The organism is Halorubrum sp. Atlit-8R, from assembly GCF_003666025.1.
Classification (GTDB): domain Archaea; phylum Halobacteriota; class Halobacteria; order Halobacteriales; family Haloferacaceae; genus Halorubrum; species Halorubrum salinarum.
The window spans coordinates 807647-821083 of record NZ_QPLV01000001.1 but is presented as its reverse complement, the minus strand read 5'-3'; the positions used below and the strand labels follow the sequence as shown (position 1 = coordinate 821083).

Genomic DNA, 13437 nt, shown 5'->3' with positions numbered 1-13437 from the left:
AAACGTGTTCCGAGATTTCACGCACCATGACTATTCCCGTCCTGACAACAATGTTAACACGGCTCCGCGCGGAACGATGGTCATGAACGATGCCGGCTCGGAGCCGATCGAACGGGCTCTCGCGGCGGCGTTTCCGGACCGGGCCGTGGACCGATTGACGGGCGTCGGCCCCTCGTGGAACGGCGCCAACGAGACGGTGGGCGTCGTCTTCGCCGACGGCGGCCGGGCGTTCCTCAAGGTCGCGCTGGCCGACGAGAGCCGCCGGCTCGCCCGAGAGCGCGCCGTGCTCCGGTACGTCGCGGAACACGGGCCACTGCCGGTCCCCGAGGTGCTGGCGGCCGATCCCGACGGCGACCCGGCGTACCTCGCGACGGCGCCGGCGCCCGGCCGAGGGCTGTTGGACGCCTACGAGGCGGCGAGCGACGGCGAGCGCGAGCGACTGCTCCGCCGCGTCGGGGCCGCGCTCGCCGCGCTCCACGCCGACCGGTTCCCGGACCACGGGGAGATAGTCGGGGCAGGGACGGAGCGCGGGAGCGAGGCGGAGCGCGCGGCGACCGCGGAGAAAGGAACGTCCGCGGGACCCGACGGGCCGACCGGACTCTCGATAGAGTTCGCGCCGTGGTCCGACGTGCTGCTCGCGACGGTCGAGCGGACCCGCGAGATCGGCACCAGCGAGCGGCTCGCGAGCCACTACGACGCGGTGATCGACTGCGTCCGCGCGAACCGGGAGACGCTCGACGAGGCGCCGGCCGCGCTGCTCCACGGCGACGTCACGAAGCCGAACCTCTTCGTCGACGCCGACGCGGTGGCGGCGATCGACTGGGAGCTGTCCCACGTCGGCGACCCGGCGCGGGACCTCGTCCGCGCCGAGGACCAACTGCTCAACGGCTTCGACTCGACCGGCCCGGAGCGGTTCGCCGCCGCCCTCCGCGAGGGGTACCGCGAGCGGGCCGGGGGGCTCCCGGCGGGGTTCGAGCGGCGCCGCCCCGTCTACGAGGTCGTCAGGATGCTCGGGCGGTCGGGGTTCGTCGACCAGTGGGCGACGTACCTCGACGAGCCGGTCGACGCCCTGATCGAGCGCGCGGACGCCGAGTTACGGGCGCGGCTCGACGCCGTCTGACCGCGGCGGGGAGTCGGCCGCCCGGCTCAGCGGTTCCACGCCGCGTCGTCCGGGTCGATCCGTCGCTCGCCCGGGTCGAGCGCGTCGATGGCGTCGAGGTCGGCGTCTGGCAGGTCGACGTCGAGCGCGCTGAGGTTCTCGCGGACGTGGTCGCCGCGCGCCTTCGGGATCGGGACGACGCCGCGGTCGAGCGCCCACGCGAGCGCGACGACCGCGGGCGAGCAGTCGTTCCGCTCCGCGATCGCGGCGACCTCCGGGTCGTCGAGGATCTCGCCCCGGCCGAGTGGGGAGTAGCCGACGAGGCGGTGGTCGAACTCGGCGGCGAGCGCGCGCAGCTCCGGCTGGCGGAACCGCGGGTGGCACTCGACCTGGTGGGCCGCGATCGGCGCGTCGAGGATCTCGCGCGCCTCGCGCAGCAGGTCGGGGGTGAAGTTCGAGACGCCGACGTGGTCGGTCACGCCCGCGTCGCGGAGGCCGTCGAACGCCGGCAGCGTCGTCTCCGGGTCGTACGCCCGGATCGGCCAGTGGACGTACAGGAGGTCGACGCGGTCGAGGCCGAGGCGGTCGAGGCTCTCGCGCGCCGTCTCCCGCACGTCGTCGGGCGCGAGGTTCTCGGGGTGGACCTTCGTGGCGACGACCACGTCGTCGCGGTCGACGTCGCTCGCGGCGATCCCCGCGCCGACCGCGGCCTCGTTGTCGTACATCTGCGCGGTGTCGACGTGGCGGTAGCCGGCGTCCAGCGCCGCGGCGACGGTGTCGGTACAGGTCTCGGGGTCGTCGAGCCCGGACGTTCCGAGCCCGATCGACAGGTCGAGCGGTGGCACGCGAGACGGTTCCGGCCGCGGAGTGAAAAAGGCGCGCGAGCCGGCACGCGGCGATCTGACGCCCCCGCGCCGCCGCGTCCCGCGCCGCCGCGTCCCGCGCCGCCGCGTCCCGCACGCTTAATCCGTCGCGTCCGTAGGGTGGCCTGAGATGGCGACCGGCCCCGCGCTCCCCTCGACACCCGAGCCGCTCCGGCTCGGCGCGTTCGCCGAGCCACTCCTCGTCGACCCCGGACCGCGGCTGCTCCGCGCGGTCGTCGCGGCGTACCGCGAGGCCGCGCCGACGCTCGTCGAGCCGAGCGTCGCGGACCTGTCGGGCGGCGCGGGCGACACGGGCGCGGACGACCCCGACCCGTCGAGACTCCCGACGCTGAAGGTGCTCGCAGGCGAGGGCGCGGTCGACGACGCGACGGCGGGGTTCCGGTCGGCGAGCCGGCTCGCGGCGCTCGTCGACGCCGACGCCGTCGCCCTCCGCGTCCTCGACGCGCCGCAGCCGAACCCGGTGCTGGCGGGCGAGGAGACCGGCTTCGCACTGATCGGTAGCGAGCGCGCCGGGGCAACCGTGGAACCGGGTGGATGGTTCCCGGTCGGCGACGACGCCTCGCTCCGCGAGCGGTACGGGACGCGGTTCGCCGACGCGGAGCCGTACGGGCTCCGGACGCCCAGTCGACGGCGGGTGTACGAGGGGATCGCCGCGCGGTGCGACGAGTCGGTCGCGGCGGCGGTGCTCCGCGCGCTCGACGTGACCGACGACGCCGGCGGCACGGTGGACAGCGCGGGCGACACGCCGGAAGGTACGGGCGACGCGAGCGCGGACGGTCCCGACCCGGAAGCGGCCCGCGTCCGCGCCTACGCGGTCGGCGCGCGCGAGGGCGTCCTCGACCGCACCCTCCGGCGGGCCTGCGAGGACGCGGGGCTCGGGAGCCCCTCGACGTTCACGCGGATAAAACGGCTCCTGCGGGCGGCCGACCTGATCGAGACGGTCGCCGAGCCGCAGCCGGTCGGGCGACCGCGGGAGCGGCTGGCGCCCCGCGGCGCGCTCGCCGCGGCCGAGACCCCCGAAGAGACGGTCGCGGCGGTCCGCGACGTGACGGAATGAGAGCGGTGCGAGCGGCGAGACCGCGGGGTCGATCGCGGCTCGTCAGTCGTCGGTGGTCTTGATGTCCGCGGAGAGCCCCTGCGCCATCTCGATCTCCTTCGAGTTGTTCAGGGTCCACGCGGTGCGGTCGGTGACGGCTTCGATGGCCTCGCGGGCGGAGGGGTAGCCGTTACCGGACTTCTTCACGCCGCCGAAGGGGAGCTGGACCTCGGCGCCGATACACGGGAGGTTCCCGTACGCCAGCCCCAGCTCGGCGCGGTCGCGGTAGTAGTTGATCTGTCGGTAGTCCTCGGAGATGATCGCGCCGGCCAGCCCGTAGTCCACGTCGTTCTGGATCTCTACGGCGCGCTCGATGCCGCCCTCGTACTCAAGCAGGGCGACGTGGGGACCGAACACCTCCTCGTGGGTACACCGCAGGTCGGCGTCGGGGTCCGCCTCGTAGACGAACGGGCCGATCCAGTTGCCGTCCGCGTGGCCGTCGGGGATCTCGTCGGCGTCGAGTTCCGTCCGGTCGACGAGGACGTTCACGTCCTCCTCGCGGGCGAGCTCGTTGTACTCGGTTACCTTCTCCAAGTGCTCCGGCTCGATCAGCGGCCCCATGAACGTGTCCTCGTCGAGGGGGTCGCCGACGGCGACCGACTCCGCGACCTCGACGAACCGCTCTTTGAACTCGTCGTACACGTCGGTGTGGACGATCAGGCGCTCGGAGGAAACGCAGCGCTGGCCGGTTGTCTTGAACGAGGACATCACCGCGGAGTGGACCGCGACGTCGAGGTCCGCCTCCTCGGTGACCACGATGGCGTTCTTGCCGCCCATCTCGCAGGCCGCGCGCTTGCCGGCGACGCCGCCGAGCTTGTCCTGGATGTGGTGGCCGACCTCCGCGGAGCCGGTGAAGAGGACGGTCGAGACGTCGTCGTGCTCGACGATCGCGTTGCCGGCGTCGCCGAACCCCTGGACCATGTTGAACACGCCGTCCGGGATCCCGGCGTCGTCGAACATCTCCGCGATGATCTGCGCGCACCACGGGGTCTGTTCGGCGGGCTTGAACACGACGGTGTTCCCCTCGACCAGCGCGATGGCCATGTGCCAGTACGGGATCGCGACCGGGAAGTTCCACGGCGTGATACAGCCGGTGACGCCGCGCGGCTTCCGGCGCATGTACGCGTCCTTCGACGGGATCTCCGAGGGGACGATGTCGCCCTTCGGGTGCCGGGCGTCGCCCGCGGCCCACTCGACCATGTGCGCGGCCTCGACCACGTCGGCTTTCCCCTCGCTGATCTCCTTGCCGCACTCCTTCGAGACCACCGCTCCGAGCTCGTCCGTCCGGTCGCGGAGCTCGTGGTACACGTCCCAGAGGTACTCCGCGCGCTGGATCCGCGAGAGCTCGCGCCACTCCTCGAACGCCGCGTCCGCGGCGTCGACCGCGCGCTCCACGTCGTCGGGGGTCCCGCGTCGGAACTCGCCTAAGGACTCCCCGGTCGCGGGGTTCGCGCTCTCGAAGGTCTCGGACCCGTCGCCGTCGACCCACTCGCCGTCGATGTAGTGCTGGTAGGGCTGCGCCATGTGTGGCGGTTACCGTCGGCACGTCCAAATAACCCACCCTACCATGGGCGGCAGGGTCTTCGTGGTGCGGTACCTACTGTGTCGGATAATGGCGACGACCGACGCGGAGGGGCGGGGGGACTGGGGCGGAACCAGGCTGACGCTCGACCTGTGGCACCCGAACTGCTGGGCCATCGAGGCGACGGGCAAGACGGACGGCGGCGTGCTCGCGCACGCCATCTACAACTCGCCGCGGACCGACGCCGACGCGCCCGACTCCGTGAACGGGCTGTTCACCGCCTTCGCGGACACCACGGACGAGGTCGAGGCGCTCCTCGACGCGATCCGCGACTCCGACCGCGCCGGCAACCTCCTGGAGCTACGGGAGCGGTTCGGACGCGCGCGGGACGCGCCGGGGAACGTCGTCCGCGAGTTCTTCTTAGAGTACGACCCCGCCGACATGGTGTGTCCGACGCTGCTCGAACACGGCTTCGTCCACAGCGCGCCGGTCCGGATCGAGGACGGACGGGAGGAGTGGCAGGTGTGCTTCGTCGGCGAGCGGACGGACATCCGCGAGTCGCTCGACGCGGTCCAGGCGGCGTCCGGCGCCGAGGTGACGGTGGAGTCGATGTCGTCGACCGGGCACGCTGGGCGGACCCCCCGCGAGCAGCGGCTCGACACGCTGACCCCGACGCAGCGGGCCGTGTACGAGCACGCGCGCGAGGTCGGCTACTACGAGTGGCCCCGCGAGGCGTCGACCCGGGAACTCGCCGACGACATGGACGTCTCGAAGACGACGCTGCTCGAACACCTGCGGAAGGCGGAGTCGAAGCTCCTGGACCCGTGACCCCGGCCGCGGGTCAGCGGCCGACGACGGCCCGCAGCGCGAACAGCGCGTTCGACTTGCGCTCCCGGACGCGCCGGTAGAAGTACGAGAACCACTTGCTGCCGTACGGGATGTACTGGTACACGGTCACCCCGTCCGCCGCGAGGTCGAACTGCGCCGACTCGCGGACGCCGGTCAGCATCTGGACCTCGTAGGGGGTCCCGTGTTCGGCGTGGAGCTCGGCCGCGTGCTCGATCATCGCCGGGTCGTGGCTCCCGACCGCGACCCCGTCGTCGAACGCCTCGAACATGTACGCGAGGCAGTCGCGGTACGACTCGTCGACGCGCGCCTTCTTCTTGTAGGAGATGTCGGCGGGCTCGTCGTAGGCGCCCTTGACCAGCCGGACCTTGCCCGGGAGCGCCGCGAGCCGTTCAAGGTCCTCTCGGGTCCGCTTCAGGTTCGCCTGGACGCAGACGCCGACATTGCCGTCGGTCTCGCGCGCGTGTCGCTCGAAGGCGTCGAGCGTCACGTCGGTGGTCTCGTGGTCCTCCATGTCGATCCAGACGAACGTCCCGTCCCCCCCGGCCCCCTCGTTGGCCGCCGCGACGATCCGAGCGAGGTTCTCGCGGAAGACGTCGTCGCCGACGTCGAGGCCAATCTGACTCGACTTCACCGAGACGCAGGCGTCGACGTCGCGGTCCGCGATCGATCCGACGAGGTCGACGTAGGCGTCCGCGTCCTCGTCGGCGGGCGGCCGCTCCTCGTAGTGCTCGCCGAGCAGGTTCAGGATGCCGGCCACGCCGCGGTCGTTCAGCCCCTCGACGTGGGCGAGCGCCGCCTCGGGCGTCTCCCCGGCGACGAAATTGCTCGCGATGGGCGGTAGCATGTGTACACCGCGACCCCGGGCCGCTATATACTGCCACCCGACCAATTCTTGCGAACGTATATGGGCCGTATAAATATGCGACGGTGCCCGTACGTACGAATTCGGCGGGTCGAACCGCTCGTCCCGACCATGGACGGGCCGGGGTTAAGATACCCGGATGTGCTCCGGACTACCGGATAAACATGTCACGAGATACCACGGACGTGGCTGACCGGCGTACCCTGCTGAAACTGACCGGCGGCGCGGGAGTGATCGCCCTGTCCGGCTGCCTGAGCACGACCGACGACGGGGGCGACGGCGGCGACGGGTCGGACGGATCCGACGGCAGCGACGGCAGCGACGGCAGCGACGGAAGTGACGGGGGCGACGGCGGCGACGGGAGCGACGGCGGCGACGGCGGCGACTCGACCGGCCCGTACGAGATCGGGATGGTCGATTCGCTGACCGGGTCGCTGTCGGCGTTCGGCGAGCGGAACCAGCGCGGCGTCGAACTCGCCCTGTCGCGCGTCAACGACGTCGGCATCGACGGCCGCGACCTCGCCCTGATCACCGAGGACTCCGAGAGCGAGAACCAGGGCGGCATCGCCGCCGCGCAGAAGCTCGTCAACCAGGACGGCGTCCCGTTCCTCATCGGCGCGGTCGGCTCCGGCGTCTCGCTCGCCATCTACGAGAGCGTCGTCGAGGGGACCGACGTGGTCCAGCTGAGTCAGAACTCCACCGGGCTCAACCTCACCGACTTCCCGGGGCTCCTCCGGATGTCGCCGTCCGGCCGCAGCCAGTCGCTCGCGCTCTCGAACATCATCGCCGACGACGGCTACGACGAGGTGGCGGTCACCTACGTCAACAACGACTACGGGCAGAGCCTCACCGACGCGTTCGTCGAGGCCTACGACGGCGACGTGGTGTACAACACGCCCCACGACCAGGACCAGCAGTCCTACTCCGGCGTCGTCTCCGAGATGAACAGTTCCGGCGCGGACGCGTGGCTGTTCGTCACCTACCAGGCGGAGTTCGCCACGATGGTCAACGAGGTGTTCTCGTCGGGCTACGAGGCGCAGTTCTACGGCGCCGACTCCGTCTCCGGCGACAACGTCCTGGAGAACACCCCTGAGGGGAGCATCGACGGCATGAAGATCGTCGTCCCCTCCGCGCCCGTCGAGGAGGAGAACTACCAGTCGTTCGCGGACGCCTTCGAGTCCGAGTACGGGCGTCGCCCGACCTCGTGGGCGGCGTACGCGTACGACTGCGTCATCAACGCCGCCTTGGCGATCCAGGCCGCCGACGAGTTCAGCGGCGCCGCGCTCCAGGAGACCGTCCGGCGCGTCTCCGGCCCCGAGGGCGAGCAGGTGACCTCGTTCGAGGCCGCCAGCGAGATCCTCGCGGACGGCGGCGGTCCCGACGACGTGGACTACCAGGGGGTCAGCGGGCCCATCGACTTCAACGAGGACGGGGACCCGGTCGGGTTCCTCCAGGTCTTGGAGGTCCAGAACCACGAGTACGAAGGCATCGACTTCGTCGAAGGCTAACTCCGACCGATGACCGTCCTCGGATACCTGGCCAACGGGCTGGTCTTCAGCAGCATCATCGTCCTCGGCAGCATCGGGCTGTCGCTCGTGTACAGCATCGCGGACTTCGCGAACTTCGCGCACGGCGACACGATGACGATCGGCGCGTACACCGCGCTCGTGACGTTCGGCGCGATCGGCGGGCTCGGCGGCGCGGTGCTCGGACTGCCGTTCGGGTTCTTCGTCGCCTTGGTCGTCGGCATCGCCGCCGCGGCGGTCGTCGCGGTCGTCACCGAGCGGCTGATCTACGAGCCGCTGGAGATCGACTCGATCGGCCTGCTTATCACCTCCATCGGGATCGCCTTCGTCTACCGCGCGCTGATCCAGATCCGGTTCGGCTCCGACTTCACGCGGTTCGACATCCAGCCGCTGCGGCCGATCGAGTCGCTCGTCCCCCTCGGGATCCGGGTGACGCTCCACGACGTGGCGATCGTCGTCTCGGCCGTGATACTCGTCGTCGGGCTCCACGTGCTGCTCCAGTACACCGACCTCGGCCGGAAGATGCGCGCGATGGCCGACAACCCCGACCTCGCGCGGGTCAGCGGGATCCGGACGAAGCGGGTCAAGCTCTGGACGTGGGTCATCGGCGCCGGGCTGGCCGGCGCCGGCGGCGTGTTCCTCGGGCTGTTCAACCAGCTCTCGCCGCGGATGGGGTTCAACCTCCTCCTCGTGATATTCGCGGCGGTGATCCTCGGCGGGATCGGCTCCGTCTACGGCGCGATGGCGGGCGGCTTCCTCATCGGCATGATCAACCAGCTCACACCGTTCTTCTCCGACGTGGTCGAAGCGCTCCCGATCTGGCCGGGGTGGCTCGCGCGCCTCCTCGAGAGCCTGGTCAGCATCGAGTACGCGAACGCTATCGCCTTCGTGATCATGGTCGCGGTCCTGTTAGTCCGCCCCAACGGGATCGCCGGCGAGGGGGCGACATGAGTCGCCTCGACGACGCGAAGGCGGCGGTGACGGACCTGAGCCGCCCGGAGCGGTGGGTCCTCGGCGTCAGCGCCGCGTTCGCGCTGTTCCTGCTGGCCGCGCTGCTGACGGGCGGGCTCGGCCCGACGTACTTCCTCTTCCTCGTCGGCCTCGCGGGCATGTACGCGCTGCTGTCCTTCGGGCTCAACGCGCAGTGGGGGTACACCGGCCTGATCAACTTCAGCGTCGCGGCGTTCTTCGGGATCGGCGCGTACGGCTCCGCGCTGATGACCGCAGACGGCTCGCCGATCGCGGGCGGGCTCAGCCCGCTCGTCGGCCTCGCCGTCGCCCTGTTCGTCGCGCTCGTGCTGGCGCTCCTCATCGGGATCCCGACGCTGCGGCTCCGGGCCGACTACCTCGCCATCGCGTCGCTGGGGCTCGCGGAGGTCGTCCGGCTCGTCGTCCTCAACGAGCGCTGGCTGACGAACGGCAGCGCGGGGGTCCGGGGCATTCCCGGGTTCTTCGCCGGCTGGCCGGTGCTGTCGACGTTCCCGGAGGCGATGCCCGGGCTCCGGCTGGAGGTCGTGCCGGGGTCGCCGGTGTTCTTGGAGACCGCCTTCTGGCAGGCCTCGCTGAACGTCCTGCTGGTGCTCGCGTTCGCGGGGGCGACCTACTTCGTCCTCCGGCGCGCGCACCGGTCGCCGTGGGGCCGCGTCCTGCGGACGATCCGCTCCGACGAGGACCTCGCGCGGGCGCTGGGGAAGAACACCTACTCGTTCAAGATGCAGTCGTTCGTCCTCGGGAGCCTGATCATGGCGCTGGCGGGCGTGTTCTACACGCACCTGAACCTCTACGTCGGGCCGGGCGACCTCGACCCGATCACGACGTTCTACGCCTGGGTCGCCGTAATCTTAGGCGGCAGCGGCTCCAACCGCGGCGCGCTGTTCGGCGGGATCGTCATCGTCGCGATCCGCGAGGGGACGCGGTTCCTCAACGACGTGGCGCTGCCGGTCGACCCCGCGCCGCTGCGGCTGCTGCTCATCGGCGTCGTGATCATCGCCGTCATGCGCTACCGGCCGCAGGGGGTCCTCCCGCCGCAGCGGGAGCTGATCTGGCCGAGCGCGGTCGACGGGGGCGGACGCCCCGAGCAGCCGGACAGCGGCGTCCGCGAGCGCAAGGGAGGTGGTGACGGTGAGTGAGGGCGCGCTCCCCAAGCAGGACGCCGTGTTGCGCGTCGACGACCTCCAGAAGTCGTTCGGCGGGCTCGCGGCGACGGACCACGCGACGTTCGCCGTCGAGCGCGGCACGATCACCGGGCTCATCGGCCCGAACGGCGCCGGCAAGTCGACGCTGTTCAACCTCATCTCCGGCTTCTACGAGCCGGACGGCGGGACCGTCGAGGTCAACGGGACCGACGTGACCGGCATGGAGCCGTATCAGGTCGCCGACCACGGGCTCGTCCGGACGTTCCAGACGCCGCGCAAGCTGGAGGGAATGACGGTCCGCGAGGCGATGCTGGTCGGGCCGCGGAAACAGCCCGGCGAGTCGTTCCTGACGCTGTTCGCGTCGCCGGGGACGGTCGCCGACAGCGAGTCGGCGAACCTCGCCGAGGCCGAGCGGATACTGGCGGACTTCGAGATCGACCACCTCGCCGCGCAGCCCGCGACGGACATCTCCGGCGGGCAGATGAAGCTCGTCGAGCTCGCGCGGGCGATGCTCGCCGAGCCGGAGGTCCTCCTGCTCGACGAGCCGGTAGCGGGGGTGAACCCGACGCTCGCGAAGAAGCTGAAGCGACAGATACGGCGGCTCAACGACCAGGGGACGACGTTCCTGCTCATCGAGCACGACATGGAGTTCGTGATGGACCTCGCCGATCCGATCGTCGTCTTAGACCAGGGGCACGTGCTGACCGAGGGGACGCCCGATGAGGTGCGGAGCGACGACCGCGTCATCGACGCGTACCTCGGGGGTGGCGCGTGAGCGACGCTCCCGAGGCCGGCTCGGGCGCCGGGACCGACCCGGTGCTCGCGCTGTCGGGCGTCGACAGCGGGTACGGGGAGGTACAGGTGCTCGACGACCTCTCGGTCCGGCTCGATCCGGGCGAGATCGTCTGTCTCGTCGGGCCCAACGGGGCCGGGAAGTCGACGGTGCTCAAGACGGCGTTCGGCATGCTGACGCCGTGGACGGGGACCGTCGAGTACCACGGCCGCGAGATCGGCGGCATGGCGCCCGAGGAGATCGTCCGCGAGGGGATCGGCTACGTCCCGCAGACCGACAACGTGTTCGGCTCGCTGACGATAGACGAGAACCTCCGGATGGGCGGGGTCGCCCGCGACGGCGGCCTCGACGCGGTCATCGAGACGCTGTACGACCGGTTCCCGATCATCGAAGAGAAGCGGACCGCGAAGGCGAAGACGCTCTCCGGCGGCCAGCGTCAGGTGCTCGCGTTCGCGCGGGCGCTCGTGATGGAGCCCGACGTGCTCCTCATCGACGAGCCGTCGGCCGGCCTCGCGCCGAACACCGCCGACGACGTGTTCGCCGACGTCCAGGAGGTCAACGACATGGACACGGCGATCCTGATGGTCGAGCAGAACGTGACGAAGGGGCTCGGCATCTCCGACCGCGGCTACGTCCTCGACCAGGGGACGGTCCGGTTCGAGGGGACGCCCGAGGAGCTGCTGAACGACGACGAGGTCTCGCAGCTGTACCTCGGCGGCTGACTCCTCTCGACACCCTTTTGCGAGACGGTAGCGGTTCTCTGACGCCGTTCACGATGTCACCCGGACCGAGTCGATACGCCTTCGCGCTCGCCCCCCTCGCAGCCGCGTCGCTGTGGGGCGGGATGTACGTCGTCAGCAAGTGGGGGTTCGCGCTGATCCCGCCGGTCACGCTGGGGTTCCTCCGGGTGACGCTGGGCGCCGTGGCGCTCCTGCTCGTCGTCACCGCCCGCGGCGGTCCCCCGCCCTCGCGCGGCGAGTGGGCCACCTTCGCGGCGCTCGGCGGCTGGGTGACCCTCACGGTCGCGACGCAGTTCGTCGGGACGGAGCTGACGAACGCGAGCCAGGGCTCGCTCCTGACGGTGTTGACCCCCGTCTTCACCGTGGCGCTGGGCGCGCTCGTGCTCGGGGAGCGCGTCACGGGGAGGAAGGCCGCCGGAATGGCGGTCGCGGGGGTCGGCACCGCGGTCGTGCTCGCCGGCCGGTACGACCTCGCCGCCGTCGCCGCCGGCAACCTGCTCGGGGTGGCGCTGCTGCTCCTCGCGAGCGCGGCGTGGGCCGGCTACACCGTCTGGGGAGTCCGCGCGGTCAGGCGTCACGGGGCGCTCCGGGCGGCGACCTACTCCTCGCTGGCGAGCGTCCCGATGCTGGGCGCCCTCGCCGCCGGCGAGCTGTGGGTCCTCGGCCGCTCGCCGGCCGACCTCCCGCTGACCGCCGAGTCGGCCGGCGCGGTGCTGTACCTCGGGCTGGCGTCGACGGCGGCGGCGTGGTTCCTCTGGTACAAGGGGTTGGAGTACGTCTCCGCGGGGACGGTCGCCGTCTTCTTCTTCGCACAGCCCGCCGTCGGGGCGGCGCTCGGCGCGGCGCTGCTCGGGGAGTCGCTCGGGTCCGGCTTCGTCGCCGGCGGCGCGCTGATGGCCGTCGGCATCTGGGTCGTCGGCCGCGAGCGCGCGGACGAAGGCGACGGTCCGCCCGATCCGACCGCGGAATGATCCGCGTAAGGGGCCGCCGGGTCGGGCGTCGCCGGGTCGGTTGCCGACCCTCGCGCTACGTCGTCCGCTTTTCGAGCTCGCCGGTCAGCTCCGTGGCGTCGAAGTCGTGGTCCGGCCGGATCGCGACGAAGTCGAGGAACCGGCGCGCGGCGAGGAGCTCGTCCGTCGAGTAGCTCGTCAGCGCGGCCGAGACCGTCTCGGCGGCGCCGACCAGCGGCTCCAGCGCCGCCAGCGCGCTCGCGAGGTCGTAGGCGCGCGCCGCCTCGCGGCCGTCCTCGCTCACGCGGGTCGCGTCGATGACGTAGAGTTCGCCGTCGGCGACGAGAACGTTCTCGGCGCGGAGGTCGCCGTGCGCGAGGCCGGCGTCGTGGATGGTCCGGAGCGTCCCGAACAGCTCGGGGGCGAGCTCGGCGACGGCCGCCGCGTCGAGCTCCCCCAGCGTGCGGAACTCGGGGAGGTACTCCAACACGAGCACGCCGAGGTCGCCGACCTCGAACGCCTCGACGGGCTCGGGCGCGTTGACCCCGAGCTCGCGGACGCGCCGGGTCGCCTCCAGCTCGTGGCGCGCCATCTCGTAGGGCGTCTCGTGGCGCTCGAAGAACCCCTCCGTGCCGGCCGAGAACGCGCCGAGGTTCCGCCCGGTGGTGAACAGCGCGTGGACGAGCGTGTTCTGTCGCGTGATCACCTTCACGAAGAGGTCCTCGTCAACGACCATCGGCGTCGACAGCCAGTTGTCGGCGTCGAGGAAGCGCACCCGCATCTCGTCGCGGTCGTACCGGGCCGCCAGCTCGCGCGCGACCCGCTCGATGTCGGGCCAGTCGACGCGGCCGCGGACGAGCTGCCGGAACTCCATACCGGCGGAACGCGGCGACGCGGCATAAGTCGTCGGCCTCGCGGACCGCCGCGCGCCGCGGTCTGTCACGGACGTTCGCATCGTTTATGCCCGCGGGTCGCAATTCT

General features: G+C 71.3%; 13 protein-coding genes. 9 read left to right on the top strand and 4 right to left on the bottom strand.

Annotated elements, in window-relative coordinates:
- The first annotated feature begins 82 nt into the window (after positions 1 to 82).
- The gene (locus tag DVK05_RS03985) at positions 83 to 1120 is read left to right on the top strand and encodes a phosphotransferase family protein (protein WP_121562107.1); all 1038 of its coding nucleotides are present in this window, start codon (positions 83 to 85) and stop codon (positions 1118 to 1120) included.
- Between the two features lie 26 nt (positions 1121 to 1146).
- Here DVK05_RS03985 and DVK05_RS03980 read toward each other — a convergent pair whose 3' ends face one another.
- The gene (locus DVK05_RS03980) at positions 1147 to 1944 is read right to left on the bottom strand and encodes an aldo/keto reductase (RefSeq protein WP_121562106.1); all 798 of its coding nucleotides are present in this window, start codon (positions 1942 to 1944) and stop codon (positions 1147 to 1149) included.
- Positions 1945 to 2092: 148 nt separating this feature from the next.
- Here DVK05_RS03980 and DVK05_RS03975 point away from each other — a divergent pair, with 148 nt between their 5' ends.
- On the top strand, positions 2093 to 3040 hold the full coding sequence (locus DVK05_RS03975) for a DUF5821 family protein (protein WP_121562105.1): 948 nt from the start codon (positions 2093 to 2095) through the stop codon (positions 3038 to 3040).
- A gap of 42 nt (positions 3041 to 3082) precedes the next feature.
- On the opposite strand, the gene DVK05_RS03970 is transcribed toward DVK05_RS03975, so the two are convergent.
- Entirely contained in the window at positions 3083 to 4603 is a 1521-nt protein-coding gene (locus DVK05_RS03970) for an aldehyde dehydrogenase family protein (RefSeq protein WP_121562104.1), read from the bottom strand.
- Positions 4604 to 4691: 88 nt separating this feature from the next.
- Here DVK05_RS03970 and DVK05_RS03965 point away from each other — a divergent pair, with 88 nt between their 5' ends.
- Positions 4692 to 5429: a helix-turn-helix domain-containing protein gene (locus tag DVK05_RS03965; protein ID WP_121562103.1), complete on the top strand. Its 738-nt coding sequence runs from the start codon at positions 4692 to 4694 to the stop codon at positions 5427 to 5429.
- A 13-nt stretch (positions 5430 to 5442) separates the two neighbouring features.
- Here DVK05_RS03965 and DVK05_RS03960 read toward each other — a convergent pair whose 3' ends face one another.
- Positions 5443 to 6294: a proline dehydrogenase family protein gene (locus DVK05_RS03960; RefSeq protein WP_121562102.1), complete on the bottom strand. Its 852-nt coding sequence runs from the start codon at positions 6292 to 6294 to the stop codon at positions 5443 to 5445.
- A gap of 182 nt (positions 6295 to 6476) precedes the next feature.
- Between DVK05_RS03960 and DVK05_RS03955 the strand changes: the two genes are divergently transcribed.
- The 6 genes from DVK05_RS03955 to DVK05_RS03930 are packed head-to-tail and all read left to right on the top strand — an operon-like array spanning position 6477 to position 12477.
- Positions 6477 to 7820, top strand: coding sequence for an ABC transporter substrate-binding protein (locus DVK05_RS03955; RefSeq protein WP_121562101.1), 1344 nt, complete (start codon positions 6477 to 6479; stop codon positions 7818 to 7820).
- 9 nt (positions 7821 to 7829) lie between these two features.
- A complete protein-coding gene (locus DVK05_RS03950) occupies positions 7830 to 8789 on the top strand; it encodes a branched-chain amino acid ABC transporter permease (protein WP_121562100.1) in 960 nt (319 codons plus the stop codon).
- Positions 8786 to 9967, top strand: a complete 1182-nt coding sequence (locus tag DVK05_RS03945; RefSeq protein ID WP_121562099.1) for a branched-chain amino acid ABC transporter permease — start codon at positions 8786 to 8788, stop codon at positions 9965 to 9967. Before DVK05_RS03950 ends, DVK05_RS03945 begins: the two co-directional genes overlap by 4 nt.
- Entirely contained in the window at positions 9960 to 10748 is a 789-nt protein-coding gene (locus tag DVK05_RS03940) for an ABC transporter ATP-binding protein (protein WP_121562448.1), read from the top strand. The genes DVK05_RS03945 and DVK05_RS03940 overlap by 8 nt, the downstream gene beginning before the upstream one ends.
- On the top strand, positions 10745 to 11488 hold the full coding sequence (locus DVK05_RS03935; RefSeq protein ID WP_121562098.1) for an ABC transporter ATP-binding protein: 744 nt from the start codon (positions 10745 to 10747) through the stop codon (positions 11486 to 11488). The genes DVK05_RS03940 and DVK05_RS03935 overlap by 4 nt, the downstream gene beginning before the upstream one ends.
- A gap of 53 nt (positions 11489 to 11541) precedes the next feature.
- Positions 11542 to 12477, top strand: a complete 936-nt coding sequence (locus DVK05_RS03930; protein WP_121562097.1) for a DMT family transporter — start codon at positions 11542 to 11544, stop codon at positions 12475 to 12477.
- Between the two features lie 55 nt (positions 12478 to 12532).
- Here DVK05_RS03930 and DVK05_RS03925 read toward each other — a convergent pair whose 3' ends face one another.
- The gene (locus DVK05_RS03925; RefSeq protein ID WP_121562096.1) at positions 12533 to 13330 is read right to left on the bottom strand and encodes an RIO1 family regulatory kinase/ATPase; all 798 of its coding nucleotides are present in this window, start codon (positions 13328 to 13330) and stop codon (positions 12533 to 12535) included.
- Positions 13331 to 13437: the final 107 nt, after the last annotated feature.

Bases quoted from the DNA above. Each gene is read 5' to 3' on its own strand.
- DVK05_RS03985 (WP_121562107.1), top strand. From the start codon at position 83: ATGAACGATGCCGGCTCGGAGCCGATCGAACGGGCTCTCGCGGCGGCG.
- DVK05_RS03945 (WP_121562099.1), top strand. From the start codon at position 8,786: ATGAGTCGCCTCGACGACGCGAAGGCGGCGGTGACGGACCTGAGCCGC.
- DVK05_RS03975 (WP_121562105.1), top strand. From the start codon at position 2,093: ATGGCGACCGGCCCCGCGCTCCCCTCGACACCCGAGCCGCTCCGGCTC.
- DVK05_RS03950 (WP_121562100.1), top strand. From the start codon at position 7,830: ATGACCGTCCTCGGATACCTGGCCAACGGGCTGGTCTTCAGCAGCATC.
- DVK05_RS03960 (WP_121562102.1), bottom strand. From the start codon at position 6,294: ATGCTACCGCCCATCGCGAGCAATTTCGTCGCCGGGGAGACGCCCGAG.
- DVK05_RS03930 (WP_121562097.1), top strand. From the start codon at position 11,542: ATGTCACCCGGACCGAGTCGATACGCCTTCGCGCTCGCCCCCCTCGCA.
- DVK05_RS03925 (WP_121562096.1), bottom strand. From the start codon at position 13,330: ATGGAGTTCCGGCAGCTCGTCCGCGGCCGCGTCGACTGGCCCGACATC.
- DVK05_RS03955 (WP_121562101.1), top strand. From the start codon at position 6,477: ATGTCACGAGATACCACGGACGTGGCTGACCGGCGTACCCTGCTGAAA.
- DVK05_RS03965 (WP_121562103.1), top strand. From the start codon at position 4,692: ATGGCGACGACCGACGCGGAGGGGCGGGGGGACTGGGGCGGAACCAGG.
- DVK05_RS03970 (WP_121562104.1), bottom strand. From the start codon at position 4,603: ATGGCGCAGCCCTACCAGCACTACATCGACGGCGAGTGGGTCGACGGC.